The 16,035-nt window shown below is 37.8% G+C and carries 22 protein-coding genes; 11 read left to right on the forward strand and 11 right to left on the reverse strand.

All coding sequences use genetic code 11. The features are described 5' to 3' along the window. Positions 1-56: 56 nt before the first annotated feature. The 3 genes from AY601_RS10665 (at position 57) to AY601_RS25925 (ending at position 2,491) form a co-directional block, all read left to right on the forward strand. On the forward strand, positions 57-605 hold the full coding sequence (locus AY601_RS10665; protein ID WP_068400438.1) for a helix-turn-helix transcriptional regulator: 549 nt from the start codon (positions 57-59) through the stop codon (positions 603-605). 365 nt (positions 606-970) lie between these two features. Next, on the forward strand, positions 971-1,843 hold the full coding sequence (locus tag AY601_RS10675; protein ID WP_068400440.1) for a DUF6892 domain-containing protein: 873 nt from the start codon (positions 971-973) through the stop codon (positions 1,841-1,843). A 411-nt stretch (positions 1,844-2,254) separates the two neighbouring features. Further along, positions 2,255-2,491, forward strand: coding sequence for a hypothetical protein (locus AY601_RS25925; RefSeq protein ID WP_068400441.1), 237 nt, complete (start codon positions 2,255-2,257; stop codon positions 2,489-2,491). A 299-nt stretch (positions 2,492-2,790) separates the two neighbouring features. Here AY601_RS25925 and AY601_RS10685 read toward each other — a convergent pair whose 3' ends face one another. Then, positions 2,791-3,003 (reverse strand): hypothetical protein, encoded by a 213-nt coding sequence (locus tag AY601_RS10685; protein ID WP_198163667.1) that lies wholly within the window; start codon positions 3,001-3,003, stop codon positions 2,791-2,793. A 233-nt stretch (positions 3,004-3,236) separates the two neighbouring features. Here AY601_RS10685 and AY601_RS10690 point away from each other — a divergent pair, with 233 nt between their 5' ends. Further along, on the forward strand, positions 3,237-4,328 hold the full coding sequence (locus AY601_RS10690; RefSeq protein ID WP_084359210.1) for a TIM barrel protein: 1,092 nt from the start codon (positions 3,237-3,239) through the stop codon (positions 4,326-4,328). On the opposite strand, the gene AY601_RS25315 is transcribed toward AY601_RS10690, so the two are convergent. Beyond that, complete coding sequence (locus AY601_RS25315) at positions 4,239-4,691, reverse strand: PA2169 family four-helix-bundle protein (protein ID WP_084359543.1); 453 nt, start codon at positions 4,689-4,691, stop codon at positions 4,239-4,241. The two genes, AY601_RS10690 and AY601_RS25315, sit on opposite strands and share 90 nt — an antisense overlap. Before the next feature lie 175 nt (positions 4,692-4,866). Here AY601_RS25315 and AY601_RS10695 point away from each other — a divergent pair, with 175 nt between their 5' ends. Genes AY601_RS10695 through AY601_RS10715 form a run of 5 tightly spaced genes read left to right on the forward strand, consistent with a single transcriptional unit; the run spans position 4,867 to position 8,640 of the window. Continuing rightward, positions 4,867-5,475, forward strand: a complete 609-nt coding sequence (locus tag AY601_RS10695; RefSeq protein WP_068400443.1) for a Crp/Fnr family transcriptional regulator — start codon at positions 4,867-4,869, stop codon at positions 5,473-5,475. 49 nt (positions 5,476-5,524) lie between these two features. Next, entirely contained in the window at positions 5,525-6,322 is a 798-nt protein-coding gene (locus AY601_RS10700; RefSeq protein ID WP_232324732.1) for a sulfite exporter TauE/SafE family protein, read from the forward strand. A 1-nt stretch (position 6,323) separates the two neighbouring features. Beyond that, entirely contained in the window at positions 6,324-6,884 is a 561-nt protein-coding gene (locus tag AY601_RS10705; RefSeq protein WP_068400445.1) for a YeeE/YedE family protein, read from the forward strand. Then, complete coding sequence (locus AY601_RS10710; protein ID WP_198163668.1) at positions 6,881-7,291, forward strand: DUF6691 family protein; 411 nt, start codon at positions 6,881-6,883, stop codon at positions 7,289-7,291. The genes AY601_RS10705 and AY601_RS10710 overlap by 4 nt, the downstream gene beginning before the upstream one ends. A 2-nt stretch (positions 7,292-7,293) precedes the next feature. Continuing rightward, positions 7,294-8,640: an MBL fold metallo-hydrolase gene (locus AY601_RS10715; RefSeq protein WP_068400448.1), complete on the forward strand. Its 1,347-nt coding sequence runs from the start codon at positions 7,294-7,296 to the stop codon at positions 8,638-8,640. Positions 8,641-8,775: 135 nt separating this feature from the next. Here AY601_RS10715 and AY601_RS10720 read toward each other — a convergent pair whose 3' ends face one another. Continuing rightward, positions 8,776-9,195, reverse strand: a complete 420-nt coding sequence (locus AY601_RS10720) for a hypothetical protein (protein WP_068400451.1) — start codon at positions 9,193-9,195, stop codon at positions 8,776-8,778. A gap of 651 nt (positions 9,196-9,846) precedes the next feature. Here AY601_RS10720 and AY601_RS10725 point away from each other — a divergent pair. Continuing rightward, complete coding sequence (locus tag AY601_RS10725; protein WP_232324733.1) at positions 9,847-10,221, forward strand: putative quinol monooxygenase; 375 nt, start codon at positions 9,847-9,849, stop codon at positions 10,219-10,221. 90 nt (positions 10,222-10,311) lie between these two features. Here the strand turns inward: AY601_RS10725 and AY601_RS10730 are convergent, their stop codons facing one another. The 5 genes from AY601_RS10730 to AY601_RS10750 form a co-directional block, all read right to left on the reverse strand. Beyond that, positions 10,312-11,001: a hypothetical protein gene (locus tag AY601_RS10730; RefSeq protein WP_068400458.1), complete on the reverse strand. Its 690-nt coding sequence runs from the start codon at positions 10,999-11,001 to the stop codon at positions 10,312-10,314. 67 nt (positions 11,002-11,068) lie between these two features. Continuing rightward, on the reverse strand, positions 11,069-11,362 hold the full coding sequence (locus AY601_RS25930) for a hypothetical protein (protein WP_198163669.1): 294 nt from the start codon (positions 11,360-11,362) through the stop codon (positions 11,069-11,071). Between the two features lie 76 nt (positions 11,363-11,438). Beyond that, positions 11,439-11,936, reverse strand: coding sequence for an SRPBCC family protein (locus AY601_RS10740; RefSeq protein ID WP_068400464.1), 498 nt, complete (start codon positions 11,934-11,936; stop codon positions 11,439-11,441). Positions 11,937-12,101: 165 nt separating this feature from the next. Beyond that, positions 12,102-12,179, reverse strand: a complete 78-nt coding sequence (locus AY601_RS26255; RefSeq protein ID WP_335340592.1) for a hypothetical protein — start codon at positions 12,177-12,179, stop codon at positions 12,102-12,104. Between the two features lie 295 nt (positions 12,180-12,474). Next, positions 12,475-13,050 carry a hypothetical protein gene (locus AY601_RS10750; RefSeq protein ID WP_068400467.1) on the reverse strand — a complete coding sequence of 192 codons (576 nt, stop codon included), beginning with the start codon at positions 13,048-13,050 and terminating at the stop codon, positions 12,475-12,477. Between the two features lie 105 nt (positions 13,051-13,155). Between AY601_RS10750 and AY601_RS10755 the strand changes: the two genes are divergently transcribed. Further along, entirely contained in the window at positions 13,156-14,301 is a 1,146-nt protein-coding gene (locus tag AY601_RS10755; RefSeq protein WP_068400470.1) for a DUF4932 domain-containing protein, read from the forward strand. A 23-nt stretch (positions 14,302-14,324) separates the two neighbouring features. Here AY601_RS10755 and AY601_RS10760 read toward each other — a convergent pair whose 3' ends face one another. The 3 genes from AY601_RS10760 to AY601_RS10770 form a co-directional block, all read right to left on the reverse strand. Beyond that, on the reverse strand, positions 14,325-14,738 hold the full coding sequence (locus AY601_RS10760; RefSeq protein ID WP_068400472.1) for a hypothetical protein: 414 nt from the start codon (positions 14,736-14,738) through the stop codon (positions 14,325-14,327). 119 nt (positions 14,739-14,857) lie between these two features. Next, complete coding sequence (locus AY601_RS10765) at positions 14,858-15,301, reverse strand: acyl-CoA thioesterase (protein ID WP_068400473.1); 444 nt, start codon at positions 15,299-15,301, stop codon at positions 14,858-14,860. Positions 15,302-15,367: 66 nt separating this feature from the next. Further along, entirely contained in the window at positions 15,368-15,919 is a 552-nt protein-coding gene (locus AY601_RS10770) for a Crp/Fnr family transcriptional regulator (protein ID WP_068400475.1), read from the reverse strand. Between the last annotated feature and the right edge of the window lie 116 nt (positions 15,920-16,035).

Below are 16,035 nucleotides of genomic sequence, written 5' to 3' on the forward strand. Positions count from 1 at the left end.
CAGAATAACAACTATTTCATTAATAATGAAGACAGATTTATATCTCTTTTTGATTTATGACCAAAGAGAATGAACATCTGAGTGCTGAACTGGTAGGAAAACAACTTGCATCTTTACTTGATCAGAGTGGCATTAGTGTAACTGGATTAGCCAGTGCTACAGAAATCTCGGTGAATCATCTGCGAACTATAAAGAATGGGAAGGCCTCTATTTCAAGCAAAACAGCCGGAAAAATAGCGAAATTCTTTGGAGTAGAAATTGATGTGATTTTCTCAGCTAAACTCTTTAAGCTAAAAAAATGGGAGATGATAGAAACTATCAAAAATTTCTATGATGAAAATGTCAATAATCCTCAGTTTTTCATCGCCAGACAAGGAGAAGAAAGCATCGCGTATTTTATAAAAAAGGAATTAATTCCAACAATGTTCTTTGCTGAACACAGAGAAGTTAATTATGTCAGAAAATATATTAAAAAAGAGTACAAGCGGGATTTCAGCAGCAAAGAAATATCAAGGCAGCTCAATAGGTTAACAGAGTCGGGCGTTTTATCTAAAAAAGATAAAACAGGAAATAAAAGTATATACTTATATAAGATTAAATCGTAAAAAGAGCTGTTAATAAGATTTTCAAATTTATTCAACCAGTCATCTTCAAACTCTCAATTAAGTGTGAGTTTGAAGACCAGTGATAAAATGGTTTCCAACTACGAAATTAATTGCCAATTCTCCAACTAAATCATATTTTATCAAACAAGTAGAATGACTTTATAAAAAATTTCAAAGGTACCTTAACGCTATCCTGAATTGCACTGTTAAGTACCAGCTCTTTCTCTTTCAAGTCCCTTAAAATTTCGGAAACAAATACAGTTATCAGTATTTCAAATTTTAGCCTTCCTGTATTAAAATCTTTATCCAATTCATTTAAACACAAAAAACAATCATATTTTTGGCAATCATAAAAATAAGATGACATGGGAGCTGATGCTAAAAATATAATTGTTCAATGCGACAGAGACAACGTAACCATCAACGGAATTTCAATTGTATTTCCAATAAATATGGAAACACTTGTCAAAATATTAGGTGAGCCATCCTTTCAAATATATGACAATGGATGGAATGTTCGCTGGGACCAATATGGTGTTTATGTTGAATATTTTTCATCAGATAATATATTAGATTTAAGGTTCTTGATTAGAAAAGAGCCTGACTTAAAACATTTACCACAAAATATTTTTACAGGAAATTTATACGTTAACGGTCAAAACATAACTGAGCTTGACAATAATGTTTTTGTGCTAGAACGCTTACAGCTCATAAAAATGAGATATGGAAAAGAAGAAGATGTCTACGCTTATGTGCTTATGAAAAACTATAGTTTCAAAGAAGAAACTTCCGGATACAGCACATCAGTACCGGTAAAAAATGCTATTGATTTTAAAGATTTCAACTTTAAGCTGTTAGTCATTGAAGAATTGATGTTTAACAAAGAATTACTGAAACCTAAATTTGATGTTTATGAATTTGCCACACTTTACGATAAACGGAAAATAGACATTGAAGAAGAAGGTTACAACATCATTCCAGAAGTTATCTCCTATTTTGAAAGCCTTAAAATAGACATTGAATTTGCCGGAACAATAACTGAATTGTATCAGGATGGAGGAAATTCAATTTACGGACAACTTTATCCATTTTGGGATGGTGAGGACAATACCTTTGAAATTGAATCTTTTGAAGATATCAATTATTTCGCTAATTTAAAAAAAATGACGTTGTTCAATTCAGACCCTAAAGTATATGATGAGTTGAAGTCAAAGGGAATACATGCAGAAAGGCTATAAACATACAGATTACCCTATCTGGCAACCTGTATGTTTTAACTTTATTTTACCGCAGGCAAATCAACTTGCTCAATAACAGGATCGGTGGCTTAGAAATTCAGGAGCTTTAGCCATGAGAGTGGCAAGTTGATTAGATAGAAATTATTGTTATGCAGGATAGTACAGGACGTAGTTTCAGTAAGTTTAGCAGATATTTACTACTTATGAAACACAAGATTTGTATTAACTTCATCATTATATTCACAGCAATTTTCTGTAACTCATTGTGTATAGGACAGACTAGAAAAATATAAAGGCAATTCCGAGCCAAAAATAATTAACATCGTAAATTTTATTCGTGATATTGAACCGCGTGAGGCCAATGTAACAAAGGACGTACTCTATCAAACAGTGGTGAAGCAAATAGAATTGATGAAAAAAAATCATCTTGGTGGCACCTTTTTATTGCAATACGATGCTTTGATTGATCCCCGGTATCAGGCATTATTGAAAGCTTTACCTAAAAATAAATTTGAGATTGGTGCCTGGTGGGAACTTCCGCAACAGTTGATAGAAAAGGCTGGTATAATCCAGGTCTTCAAACTGCTGAAGTACTCTGGCCATCTGATTCAGGAACTTTCCAGATTGAACTTAAAGAGAAAACGCTAAAAATAACCTGTAATAATAATTTAAATAGTGACTGGTTTTTGGATTTAAATATTGCTCAGTCTGCTCAAACCCCTATAAAAAGTATAACTAGTGAAAGCGTCATTTATGAATTTGACGGGCACACCTACAAGTTAAGTGCATCAAAAGGCGTTTTCGAGAAACCTCGCAAGGGGGCTGCCTATCGTTTAAGGCCTAAGGGCCAGACTATCTTATTGTCAATGAACGAGCAATAATTATCTGGTAATCAATAGGCATATCCTCTATTTTAAAAGTGAAACAATTGATGGTATAAAACGCCATCATATTTGTCCTCCCAGATGCGCTTTGCGTCCATCCTCAGTCTCAAATGTATCAAAGATTCCAAAAGTAGACGGACCAAGCTTTAACGCATACCAATTGATAGTTTGCTCTTCCCCCTGTGCCAAAGGCAATGCACCTTTAATAAAGTCTGCAACTTCGTTTTCCTTCCTTGGTTTTACCTCAAGGCGTATCAGCAATGCCAATTTTTCCATATGTATTTGTTTATTGTAAGGGTAATAATCAATGAGATAATATCTGCTACAGACCTGGTCGTTATTTAATTAAATGTACGAATATTTGTATAGGATGTAAGGGAAACTTACAGTGGCCAGCAAGTAAACAATGCTGCTCCCAGCTTCAAATCAACCACTGTAACAATTTTGTTGCTTAATTGATTTATCTGTTCAATGCATTAGATTTAGTTAAACAACTAATCTATTAACCAATGACATCAAGAAGATCATTCCTGAAAAGCAGTGCTGTGCTATCAGCAGGTTTGTTAATGGCTCCCAAATTATTTGCAGCCCCTAAAAAAAGATATATAGGCGTACAACTTTACACTGTACGTGATGCTATGGCTAAAGACCCGGTTGGCACTCTTGCTAAGGTAGCTAAAGTAGGTTTCAATTCGGTTGAAGGGGCTACCTATACAGGCAGCCAGAAATTCTACGGAATGGCTCCCGCCGAGTTTAAAAAAGTATTAAATGATAATGGCCTGATTATGCCGAGTGCCCACTTTATGCTCGGAGAAGGAATGCCAGATACCAAAGGAACTATTATCAACGATTGGCAAAAAGCAGTTGACGATGCAAGTGAGGCAGGTATTAAATATATGGTTTGTGCCTATTTACTTGACAGTGAACGCGGAACACTTGACCATTATAAACAAACTGCAGAGAAGCTAAACAAAGCCGGCGAAATTACCAGGAAAGCAGGTATACAACTTTGCTACCATAACCACGATTTTGAATTCAAATCGGAAGATGGTCATTATCCATATGATATATTACTTAACAGTACTGATGCCGGCCTTGTGAAAATGGAAATGGATATTTATTGGATGTATAAAGCCAAACAAGACCCTATCGCGATGTTTAAGAAGCATCCCGGACGTTTCCCGCTATGGCATGTAAAAGATATGGATAACACCCCAAAACAAATGTTTACAGAGGTTGGTAATGGCGTTATCCCGTTCAAGAAAGTTTTTGCACATGCTGAAACAGCTGGTTTAAAGTATTTCTTTAATGAGCAGGATATTTGTCCGGGAGATCCGTTTGTGAGTATCACTAAAAGTTACATTATATCAAAGCAAATAATTTGCACGTATAAATCCTCAAGTAATTTGAAATGTATAGCCAGCTCTATCAAAAAAGAGCTGGCTATATTCCTCCTGAAAATCTGTTGCCAGTTTTTCAGGTTCAGACAGCTTTTTATATTAAAGAATAAGTTATTTATACTTTTGCCCGAGTACTTCAATTTCTTTCAAAGCATCAGCAATTCCGTTTCTTTGTTCTGTCAGCATATTCAAATGGTCTGAATGAAGCTTATGGTCATGGATTGCCTGATCATATTTTGCAAGGGCAGCATTTTCTCCGGTAACCACAGCACCAAGCAGTGCAGTTTCACTTTTGCCAGTCAATGTCTCTTTAATGTCAATCCAGGTTCGGTGTATGGCACCAAGTATCCCCCCATCATCATTATCAGATTCCCCGCCATGCTTAGCAATATGAGCTTTCAGAGCAACTTCATAGACTTTACGTTCTGCTGCATATTTTAAAAATACAGCCTTCAATTCAAGGTTGTCTGTAGCTTCAGATGCAGAAAGATACCCTTCTTTTCCATCATTAATTATGTGGATTAAACCTTTAAGGTCTGAAATAATCTCTTTATTATTTTCCATAGTTATTTTTTTATAAATACTATAACCTAAAAATGCCTGCATAAGTTTTAACTTTAATAGTTATGACTTTAAACCCGTATTATTCTCCATTCATTGATGGTAAATGATCTACTGCATTTTCATCAAATTATTAAAATGAGCAGTGGGGTATCTTCCATCATTGTATCTTAGTGAAATGAAATTATTCAGTCCATTACTGGAAGAAGAACTGCAAGCGATCAGCCAACGCAGAACGCTAACTGCTGGCACGGTCATGATGCCTTCAAATAGTTATGTTCGTTCCATTCCTATTGTTCTTAAGGGTAGTATGCGGGTAATACGTGAGGATAATGACGGCCGTGAAGTATTGCTCTATTATATCAAACCTGGAGAAAGCTGTATCATGTCCTTCCTTGCTGGCATACACGAGGATACGAGTAAGGTTAAACTCGTTGTTGAAGAAGATTCAGAAGTTTTAATGATCCCCATATCCAAAGCCAGCGAATGGATAAAAGTATACCCGGAATGGGCAGATTTCATCTTTAAACTGTACCACATTCGTTTTGAAGAGCTACTGGATGTGATCAATGCAGTTTCATTTCAGAAATTAGATGACCGCATCGTTTCTCTGCTAAAAAGAAAGGCAAGCATTTATCAATCCAATGATCTTAGTATAACTCACCAGCAACTTGCCGAAGAATTAGGAACTACCCCCGAAGTTATTTCCAGGCTCCTGAAGCAGATGGAAAAACAAAAAATGGTCATCCTTTCCCGCAATAAGATTACACTAAATCCCACTACGTAACATAGGTCACCAACTGCTTGCTTTTTAGCCAATACCTTTGTTTCTTAATATGAATATTTTGGAAATAGCAGGGTACATGGCTTCGGTTTTAATTGGTTTGTCTTTGGGGTTAATTGGTGGTGGTGGATCTATACTTACCGTACCTATTTTGGTTTATTTTTTTAAACTTGACACCATACTGGCAACTACCTATTCCTTATTTACTGTGGGTTTAACCAGTTCTGTGGGCGCAGTAATCCATTATCAAAAAGGTAATGTGAATTTTAAAATTGCATTAATATTTGGTATCCCTTCACTGGTAGCTGTATTTGTAATGCGTAAATGGGTAATGCCAGCCATTCCTCCTCATTTGTTAACTATCGGGCATTTTGAACTCACCAGAAGTATCTTGCTAATGCTGTTATTCGCTATTTTAATGTTGGCAGCGTCAATAGCCATGATCCGTAAAAAAAAGGCACATTCAGCAAAGGAACAGCAGATAAATTATACCAAACTGGTTCTTCAAAGTATTGCTATGGGTCTGGTTACAGGTTTAGTGGGTGTTGGTGGTGGGTTCCTTATCATTCCTTCTTTGCTGATGTTTGCAGGACTAGAGATGAAAAAAGCGATAGCTACCTCACTAATGATAATGACTACCAGTTCATTATTAGGCGTCTTAGGCGATGTATCCAGCCAGATAATGATCGATTATTCTTTTCTGTTCACGTTCTCGGCCTTTACTATAGCCGGTATTATTGCCGGAAGCTATCTCACTAAATATATAAATGACGCTAAACTAAAGCCAGCATTTGGTTGGTTCGTTTTGATCATGGGCTTATTTGTACTACTAAACACTTTAAATAGATAATATGGAAATCATCAAACAACCATGGCCCTGGTATATAGCTGGCCCATTGATTGGACTGGTCATACCAGCTTTGCTGATATTAGGCAATAGAGCTTTCGGTATTTCCTCAGCGCTTCGTCATATCTGCGCCGCATGTTTGCCTGGCACTATCCCTTTTTTCAACTACGACTGGAAAAAAGAGAGCTGGAACTTGTTTTTTACCGCAGGTATAGTCATTGGTGGATTTATCGCTAGTTATTGGTTAGCTACATCCGAAGCAGTCAGTATTAACCCACACACCATTACCTCACTAAAAAGGCAGGGAGTTAAGGATTTCAGCAGTTTATTGCCAGGAGATGTTTTCAGTTTCAGCCAGCTTTTCACTTTACGTGGCGCTGTGTTCATGGTATTAGGCGGGTTCCTGGTAGGTTTTGGCAGCCGTTATGCTGGTGGTTGTACATCGGGTCACGCTATTATGGGCATATCATCCCTGCAATGGCCATCGCTGGTAGCTACTTGTTGTTTTATGATCGGGGGCTTTACCATGACCTGGCTCATTTTACCTTACTTATTACAGTTATGAGAAATATCAAATTTTTAATCACCGGTGTTTTGTTCGGAATCATACTGGTCAAATCGCAGGTGGTATCCTGGTTCCGGATACAGGAAATGTTCCGCTTTGAGGCATTTCATATGTACGGTGTGATTGGCAGCGCCATTGTAGTTGGAATGAGCTCAGTTTGGTTTATTAAACGTTTTGAGCTTAAAACTATTAGCCATGAGCCGATCGTAATTTCCGAAAAAAAATTCCATTGGGGCAATGTCTTCGGCGGGCTGATATTTGGATTGGGCTGGGCTATCACAGGTGCCTGTCCAGGCCCTTTATTCGCACAAATTGGGAGCGGCTACCTGGTCGTACTGGTTACCTTACTGAGCGCTATTGCCGGTACCTGGGTATATGGTTTATTACGTAAAAAATTACCTCATTAATTATGAAAATTGAACAATTTAAAGACAACGGACTTTCGCATTATTCATTCGCGATACTAAGTGAGTGTGAAAATAAAATAGTGCTTATTGACCCGGCCAGGGATATTGCACCTTATCTTTCTTACGCTAAAAAACATGCGGCTACAATTATCGGTGTAATCGAAACGCACCCGCATGCTGATTTTGTAAGTGGTCACCTCGAACTGCATCAACAAACTGGGGCTACGATTTATTGTTCTCAATTATCAGGTGCACTATACCCCCATCAAACATTTGACAGCGGTGATACGATTGAATTTGGCAACATCAAACTCAAAGCGCTGAACACGCCGGGGCATTCAATGGATAGCATCAGTATCGTATTGGAGCATCAGGGAAAAGATAAGGTGGTATTTACGGGCGATACTTTATTTATCGGAGATTGCGGCAGACCAGACCTGCGTGAAAAAGCTGGTAACCAGACCGCTAAGCGAGAGGAACAAGCTAAACAAATGTACCATTCGCTACGCGAAAAATTAATGTTACTCGATGATGAGGTATGGGTTTATCCCGCACACGGCGCCGGAACCTTATGTGGCAAGGCTTTGAGCGAAGCTGATCGCAGCACGATAGGTGCAGAAAAAAGGAGTAATTGGTCTTTACAGGAAATGACTGAGGAACAATTCGTTAAAACCTTATTGAAAGAGCAGCCTTTTATACCTTCATATTTTGCTTATGATGTTGAGCTCAATAGACATGGAGCGAAGAATTTGCAAGCTTCGTTTAACAACTTTCCGATTGGGCTACCCTATAAAATCAATACTAATATATTTATTGTTGACACCCGTCCCGAAAAAGATTTTAAGAATGGTCATTTGCCGAAGTCGGTCAATATTCAGAATGGTGGTAAATTTGAGACCTGGCTAGGGAGTATTTTCGTGCCCGAAGAATTCTTTTACCTGGTTGCAGAGAGTGACGAGATGTTAAAGGAGGTGATTGGTAAAACTGCCAAAATCGGTTACGAGTTATTTATCGAAGCGGCTTTTGTGATTGAAACAGGAAATGAAAAAGCAGCACAGCTGGATTTAGATAACTTTAAAATTCAACAAGAAAATTATACCATCATAGATGTGCGCAATAAGGGCGAAGTGCAGGCATATCCTTACTTTGATCAGGCGATTAATATTCCTTTATATGAGCTAAGAACCAGGCTAGCCGAAATACCTTCCAATAAACCTATTTTGGTACATTGCGCAGGAGGTTACCGCAGTGCTGCCGGCAGTAGTATTATTGAGAATGCGTTCGACGGTAAAACTGAAGTATACAATCTAGGTGAGGCTATAAGCAATTCATTTAGGCAGGATTTATAAAGAAACATGTTAGAAATACAGTTAACCTGATTGGTTACTTATCTCTAACATGTGATTGGAAATGCTTTTTCATACAAACGGCGTTGTATTGATTTTTCTTTTAAAAGATGATACAGGATTTTTGGAATCAAGGAACTAATTCACCCTGATAAAAGAAACTTTTCCGTCTAAGTTGCCATTTTTAAATTTTTGAACTTTTACTTCATTGTCCTCAAATGAGGTTTCAAATGATCCGATAACCTTATGTGAAACTAATTGTTTTACAGTAATTACACAATAGTCATCACTTGCATCCCCATTTGGTGAATCATAAACTGTTAAAACAGCTCCGACCCTAACATTTTCCATTACAACAGACCTCGCTTCGTCATTTTTACCAATACTATTTCTATCTTTTAGATTGTATGCCTGCCCAGGGGCATCTGTAATATTAGCTACAATGTTTTGAGAGCCATTATTACCTTCTCTAAAAATCAGAGTGCCTGATTGTGCATTCGCTTTGGCTGCAAACGAAAATAACGCTGCTACCATTAATGTTCTTAAGAGTGCTTTCATAATCTTTAATTTTGTTTCTACAAGTTATAGATAGAATACCAAAAAAAACAAAATAAATTACGAATCTATAAAAAAAATACCCGCTTTATCAGTTATCACCTCTATTTGTAGAGTAGCTTCAAGAACTAAAAGTTTTTTTTAAACTTTCATCAAGTTTAATATACACTTGATTATCCGAGCCCCTTACCATTTAAAAAAATTGGATTTGTCCTCTTATTACATTTGCCATGCCCACATTATCCTTAGCCTGATTTTTTTTTATTCTTATATTTCTTTCTGAAAAATTCGCTTGTTCTGTCATAACCATAACGCTCCTAATAATAGAGATCAATTTTCAATCCATCAATGAATTTTCTCGAAACATTGGGATGTTTATTTACTACCAGTCCAGTGACAAGTTGCTTGAGACTATCTCTTTTTAATCGGACTTTTTGTTCATTGATTATAAACCCCTGCTCCTGAATAATCCGTCGAATCTCTTAAAAAAAAGATGATTCATTTTGATAAACATGATGAAGAGATGAGAACGTAATATCATCTGCATATCTAGAATATTCAGCCCAAAACGCCTACATGTGCCTGGTCTATGCTGTGAAAAAATCTTTTAAGTCAATATTGCAGATGTAATAATTTCCGGAATGAAAAGCCGAATTGTCAATAATTGACGGAGGACTTCCACTTCTTGCAAGCGTTGACAAAGACATGATGGTGCGCATTTCTGAGATCGAAATCATACCCGAATATTTATCAGCGCACAATACCATACTGAAAGAAGAAGCCGCCGCTTCGTTTAACATTGAACCCGGGGTATTGGCAATTTCCCCAATGTACTTAAAGGAAAATCCAAACCAGATCAGGATTATAAAAATCTATGCCAACAAGCTGGCCTATCAATTGCATTTAACAACGCCTCATTTTCAGCATTATAAAACCACCACACTTAAAATGGTTAAGGATTTAAAACTGGTAGATATGGAAAGTCTGGATAGGGAAACAATGGTAGGGATTTTTAAAAAGCTGAAATAATGAAGACAAGAATGCGAGGACGTTAAAACTTACAAGGCCGCGATACCAGCAAATCAATGAATGTATTGGTGATCGATGGTATATCAAGGATTAAAAACTACACGGTTCCTTTTGTTTCATCCATTTATTTCCTACCTGGATTTTACGGGTCAAACGGTAGATCGCATAGATACCTGGGATCATCGGCAAAATAGCAGTATACATACCAGCAAAGTAGTAATGCCCGGTGGTCTTGACGTAATAATTGGGCATGTCTGCAATCCTGGTTCCATTGATTGTCCTTGTAATTGCGTGGAAATTTTCAGGATCAAGTTTGGGCTCAATCAATGGAAATATAAAGTGGGTAAACTCCATCACACCCGGTCCAATAAAGATAAACCAGGCTATAAAGCCTGCAATTGGTATCCGGTAATAAAGGCCAAGTGAGGTCAGGGTATAGATAGTTGGGCCGACCAGAGCAAATACCATCAAAAAACTCTTTTCGCTCCATGGAATATCAAAAAGCCTGCTCATTGCCGGACCAAAGCCACTTTGGTACTCCTCAATGATATGGATCTGCAAAAGTGCCACAGTAAAGACGAACAAAGGCAGGATGATCCTGGGATCTGCCGGTTTTTTAAGGTAGGTAAAGTACCAGAAGAAAAAACCGATAATAGCCGAACTACCAACAATAATCACGGGCGGTAATCCGATCTTCAAATAGCCTGCTGTCGGCGCAATTACACAAAAGGCAATAACGGGGATCAGGTTCAGTACCCTGGTCTTTTTTGATGTTTCCATAAGTATGATTTTTTATAGGCTAAGTTCCAAAAATCCAGGTAGAATATTTTTTACAAATGTTAAAAAATCAACCTTTCGCCCGAATCCGGCTAAGTGTCACCTGGCTGATGCCAAGATAACTTGCCACATCTCCCAAACTCACCCTTTGCAGCAGGGATTGGTTTTCCTTAACAAAACTATGGTAATGCGCAGTCGCATCCTCTTCCAGCATATCGCTTACCCGCCGGGTCAGGCAATTCGCATTCGACCAACCTAATATTGCTTTATTATATTTCCCTTTTGTATGGCTGCCTTGCTGCATAGTGCCCATTGTATTACTGTCACATCTGGTAGCGATAAAACGACTGATCAATCGCGCCATTTAATTTGATATACCCTGAACATTTTAATATTTAAGGCTTTGAGAGTGCCAAATTAAATGCTCAGGGTATATTCAATTATAAATTTTCCAGATATTCATCAAGGTTATTCAATCCTGCAGTAAAGCCGCCTTCAAAGCCCATTTTCAGAAGCAACTCCATATTAGTTGTTTGCTCAAAAGTGATTTCAACATCTACTTGGGTAAGCTTACTATCCTGCTGGCTGAATTCCTTTTTCCAGTTTACTTTGGGAAAGTCCGGATTTTCATTGCCCTGTGCATCACAAAACACCACCATACTGGTGATACTCTTTTGTGGATCAATAGTATGATAATCAACCCTGCACCAGGTTTTATCACCTTCTGGCCCCACCATACAATAAAGCCATTGTCCGCCTTCGCGAAAATCCATATGCCCGGTTTCCGCTTTGTAAGGTTTGGGAGCCCACCACTGATCAAGGATTTCTGCTGTTGTCCAGGCTTTCCATACTTGCGCCAGCGGAGCATCAAATAACCTGACTACGCTAACTTTTTTGTTTTCCATGTCCTTTGAAAAGACCGCTTCTCTTTTTGTCATGATTGTTTATGGTTTTGGTTTTTCAATAGTTCATCCAATTGGTCAAAACGGCTTTCCTATTGTACACGTAATTGTGCTACCCAGGTATCCACTTCTTTCATCTTTTGAGGATTAAAATGACAGTGTATTTCATGACCGGACTGCTCCTGATTAACGAGCTGACATTCAGTAAGTATTATTAATGTGTTTGGATATCGCTTGCCTGCTGCTGTCAAAATGCTCAGCAATAGCATTGGGAGTCATCGCATGAAGGGCTAATAAAGCCAGGATAATTCTGCGGCTAGGATCGGCAATAGCCTGAAATACATCTCTTCTCCTAATAATTTACGCAATCGATCAGTTGCAAATATACATGCAACCGATCAATTGCGTAAATTATTTATTAGATTTTTATTTCTTGACCAGACGGAACAGGTTGGTTTCATGCGAATTAATATTATCCTTCCAGCTTTTCCTTGTTCCGATAACTTTCACCGGAATAAAACTATAAGTGAACTGGTAGAAATAGAATGGGGAATCCGTTAATTTACGTAACAGGTTAGCTATATTTTAATGAACTGTCATAAGTATCATCAATCACTTTGTCTTTCCACTCTTCCTTTCTTTCCGCCAGTAATTCGGCAATTCTTTCTGCGCTTAAGCCTGCCGCGCTGTTATAGCTAGCAATATAAACTGATAATTTTTCTTCTATTGCTTTGATACTGTTGGTAAAATCTACAAAATCTTTGATCATGCGTTTACGTCCACCGTGCGAAGAGAACAATACATCGTTAAATCTGAAGTACCGATGTGCAAGATTATTTCTCAATAACAACACTTCTCTAAACTCTTCCATATCAATATCACTAATCTGATAGGCCTCTTGTAATAACGTAGTCATTACCCCTACCATCATTTTACTGTGGTCATATTTAGCCCAGATAGCCTCATAGGAATCTTGTGAATCAGGTTTAGTTTTAACGATATCATCTATAGCTAACATATTGATGGTTTGCTGTTCCAAGACCTGCCCCATATAGATTGCTCTGCCATAATGTGCATAAAGCAATAAAGCCTGTTCATTTTCTTTTAACTCGTATTCTTCGATCGCTTCCTGATAGGTTGTATGCTTCATTTTACTGTTTTTATAGGTTTTTAATCGTTATAACGCTTATGATGGGGATTATGTTCTGTTTTATTTTTTTATAACTTCGGTTATTCAGATTTTAACGCGTATCGAATGAAATTAACTATTACTTTTCTGCTGCTATTGACTTTTTCTTTTACAAATACAAAAGCTTTTCCAAAACAACACACTATTCTTAACTCAAATAAGATTGTTGAATCAACAGTAGATAGAAGAGTAGAGTTACTAAGTATTGTCTTCAGGCTTGCGGGCAATCCTGAATATAATATGAATTTTGCCAGGCAATATGTGAAAGATATTAATGCCTATTTTGGAAAATATAAGGAGCAGCCGGTGGTTAGTTTTGCAAAGAAGCTCAGCGCAGAAAAAGGAATGGGTTTTTCAAGAGTTATGTTCCTTGCTGCAAATCTTGAATTCAAAAATAATCAATTCTCTTTGATTAAGGTTTCAAAAAGCAGTATAGCTGGCAAGTGGGAAATGGAAGATGCGCTAAAATTTATTGAGCTGCTGAATAAATTTCATAAAATTTCTGCATTTGAAGTATTCTTTAAAAATCATCAGGAGGTTTATAAGGTAGCCACATCCCGGTTTAATCAAGCGGCGGCAACCTTCGATTCTGACTGGTATTTAGCTTATTATGGTGATCATAGTGTAGTTTACAAAACTGTTGTAGGGCTTGCAAATGGCGGTGCTAATTATGGTCCAAGTGCATTTCCTGCCGGGCAGAAAAAAATTGTTTATGCAATTATGGGTTCCTGGACTTATGACGGGGCTGGTCAACCGCTATTCTCCACTGCAGATTATTTGCCGACCTTAATTCACGAGTTTAACCATTCATTTGTGAATCATATTCTGGAAGAGGATGGCAATGAAAAATTACTCGAAACCAGTGGTGAAATCTTGCTGGATTCACAGCGGATTGAGATGGAGCGCGAAGCTTATGAGGATTGGCAAACTGTAATTAACGAATCTTTGGTAAGAGCCTGTGTAGTAAGATATTTAATTGACCATCAAAGTGATGATCAGGTTGTAAAAGCTGAAATTCAGGAACAGATAAATAAGGGTTTCCTCTGGACTAATGAATTAGTTTCACTGTTAGGGGAATACGAATCTTCAAGGGCTCAGTATCCTGCATTCAAAAGTTTTTACCCAAAAATTATTACTTTTTTCAATCAAACGGCAGAAAATATCAAAGAAATCAAGGCCTCTCATACTACTAAAAAATTGCATAAAAATTGATTCTTAACAATTTTCCAAACAGGCTATTTTTTTCGCCATGCTGTCCAGGCTCCTGTACTCCACAATGCCCAGATCACCAGTACAGGTTGAAATAATAACCTGATGCCACGCAGTAAATCTGTATTCAGCCCAAAAGCAGCTGTATGCGTGATCAGTTGAGAAATATTGCCAGGAAAAACGAGTACAAAAAACAAGGCAGCAATCCAGCCAATCTTGATGCGCTGACTGGTCCAGAATACTAAAGAAAGCCCCATGGAAATCTCCACAATTCCAGACAGAATAACAACAAGATCTTTATCAACCGGGACCCAATCCGGCACTTGTGCAAGGAATTCTACTCTTGCCCAGCTCAGGTGGCCAATTCCTGCAATTAGCAGAATCAGACCTAAGATGATACGACCTATATTTTGTGTCTTGCTGGTTTGATGTAATCTCATTTCTTTATTCGCTTAATAACAACTGGAGAACAGCAAGGCTGTCAAAAAGTTTCGTTTGCTCAGCTATTAGCTTAAGCCTTGCTCCTTTTCATTTCTTTGCTTTGTAATACTGGTATAAACTAAAAACTATCGTTTAATGTCTTTTCTATTTTCGGCAACAGGTTAAAAGCATCCTGAGCAACCTGAGGTACAGGTCTGGCCAATTTTCGTAATTTGGTATCTATCCAGGAACCTTCGACGGTAAGAATAGCTCTCACCTTATTTTGCTCGTCAGTAAATTCTTGTAAGATGGACCATTTTGAGCCATCAGCACTCATCTTCTCGACTTTAATATTGATGTTGATCTGGTCTTCCGATTTGATTTCTCTGATAAATGTGCAGGATTCTTTGAAGATTACGGGACCAAAATGCTGTTCTTGCATCACGATCATTGTCAGGCCAAGTTCGCCCAGAATTTCTAACCGGGACTGAGCGGCAAGGTCGTAATAACTACTATGTCTGAGGTGAAAGTTGGGATCTAAATCGGCCCAGCGTAATGCTAATCTTTTTTGAAAATGTACCATGATCTCTACGGATTATTTATAGCGACAAAGGTAAACGATAGTGCTTTTCGAATATACTGATCTATGTTAGGAAATTGTTTTACGGAGTCTGCTCAGGCTTTCGGGATGGATTCCCAGGTACCTGGCAATACGGTGAACAGGTATTTCTTTGATCATTTCGGGCCTGTATTTAATCAGCTCCAGATATCTTTGTTCCGCATTTTTAGTAAGTGCATCTTTTTCTTTCCGTACTCTTTTCATGTAAAGTCCTTCGGTTGCCAGCCTGCCAAATTGATTAGCCAGCAATGAGGTTTTATAGGCCTCATTTAACTGTGCATAGGGCACAATTTCCACGATACAATCTGTTAAACAGTAGAGATATACGTCTGATGTCTCTTGCGCTAAAAAGGAGGTATAAGAAGAAACCAGATCGTTAGAAAAACAGAAGTCTATGATTTTATTTCCGATTTCGGTTTCCATACCTATTTCTATAATTCCTTCTTTCAGGAAATAGATATTTCTTTCTACCTGCCCTATACTGGTCATGACAGATTTTCTGGAATACGCTGCAGTAACGGTAGGAAATGGCAAAGTTCCAGCTGTACACAGCATTTCAGCAATGTATTCATTCAATGTCATAGCTTGTTTTTCCTGGTGATCTTCAAAACTAATAATTTTCTGGCGAAGGGCCGCAATAAGAGAATCTTAAACGGTTTTGAGCTTTTTAATAAACCATTTCTGGATTCTGGTGTTCC

This window comes from Pedobacter cryoconitis (assembly GCF_001590605.1).
GTDB classification, from domain to species: domain Bacteria; phylum Bacteroidota; class Bacteroidia; order Sphingobacteriales; family Sphingobacteriaceae; genus Pedobacter; species Pedobacter cryoconitis_A.

Coding starts and splice junctions, on each gene's coding strand:
- AY601_RS10665 (WP_068400438.1), top strand. CDS start 57: ATGACCAAAGAGAATGAACATCTGAGTGCTGAACTGGTAGGAAAACAA.
- AY601_RS10675 (WP_068400440.1), top strand. CDS start 971: ATGGGAGCTGATGCTAAAAATATAATTGTTCAATGCGACAGAGACAAC.
- AY601_RS25925 (WP_068400441.1), top strand. CDS start 2,255: ATGAAAAAAAATCATCTTGGTGGCACCTTTTTATTGCAATACGATGCT.
- AY601_RS10685 (WP_198163667.1), bottom strand. CDS start 3,003: ATGGAAAAATTGGCATTGCTGATACGCCTTGAGGTAAAACCAAGGAAG.
- AY601_RS10690 (WP_084359210.1), top strand. CDS start 3,237: ATGACATCAAGAAGATCATTCCTGAAAAGCAGTGCTGTGCTATCAGCA.
- AY601_RS25315 (WP_084359543.1), bottom strand. CDS start 4,691: ATGGAAAATAATAAAGAGATTATTTCAGACCTTAAAGGTTTAATCCAC.
- AY601_RS10695 (WP_068400443.1), top strand. CDS start 4,867: ATGAAATTATTCAGTCCATTACTGGAAGAAGAACTGCAAGCGATCAGC.
- AY601_RS10700 (WP_232324732.1), top strand. CDS start 5,525: ATGAATATTTTGGAAATAGCAGGGTACATGGCTTCGGTTTTAATTGGT.
- AY601_RS10705 (WP_068400445.1), top strand. CDS start 6,324: ATGGAAATCATCAAACAACCATGGCCCTGGTATATAGCTGGCCCATTG.
- AY601_RS10710 (WP_198163668.1), top strand. CDS start 6,881: ATGAGAAATATCAAATTTTTAATCACCGGTGTTTTGTTCGGAATCATA.
- AY601_RS10715 (WP_068400448.1), top strand. CDS start 7,294: ATGAAAATTGAACAATTTAAAGACAACGGACTTTCGCATTATTCATTC.
- AY601_RS10720 (WP_068400451.1), bottom strand. CDS start 9,195: ATGAAAGCACTCTTAAGAACATTAATGGTAGCAGCGTTATTTTCGTTT.
- AY601_RS10730 (WP_068400458.1), bottom strand. CDS start 11,001: ATGGAAACATCAAAAAAGACCAGGGTACTGAACCTGATCCCCGTTATT.
- AY601_RS25930 (WP_198163669.1), bottom strand. CDS start 11,362: ATGGCGCGATTGATCAGTCGTTTTATCGCTACCAGATGTGACAGTAAT.
- AY601_RS10740 (WP_068400464.1), bottom strand. CDS start 11,936: ATGACAAAAAGAGAAGCGGTCTTTTCAAAGGACATGGAAAACAAAAAA.
- AY601_RS26255 (WP_335340592.1), bottom strand. CDS start 12,179: ATGACTCCCAATGCTATTGCTGAGCATTTTGACAGCAGCAGGCAAGCG.
- AY601_RS10750 (WP_068400467.1), bottom strand. CDS start 13,050: ATGAAGCATACAACCTATCAGGAAGCGATCGAAGAATACGAGTTAAAA.
- AY601_RS10755 (WP_068400470.1), top strand. CDS start 13,156: ATGAAATTAACTATTACTTTTCTGCTGCTATTGACTTTTTCTTTTACA.
- AY601_RS10760 (WP_068400472.1), bottom strand. CDS start 14,738: ATGAGATTACATCAAACCAGCAAGACACAAAATATAGGTCGTATCATC.
- AY601_RS10765 (WP_068400473.1), bottom strand. CDS start 15,301: ATGGTACATTTTCAAAAAAGATTAGCATTACGCTGGGCCGATTTAGAT.
- AY601_RS10770 (WP_068400475.1), bottom strand. CDS start 15,919: ATGACATTGAATGAATACATTGCTGAAATGCTGTGTACAGCTGGAACT.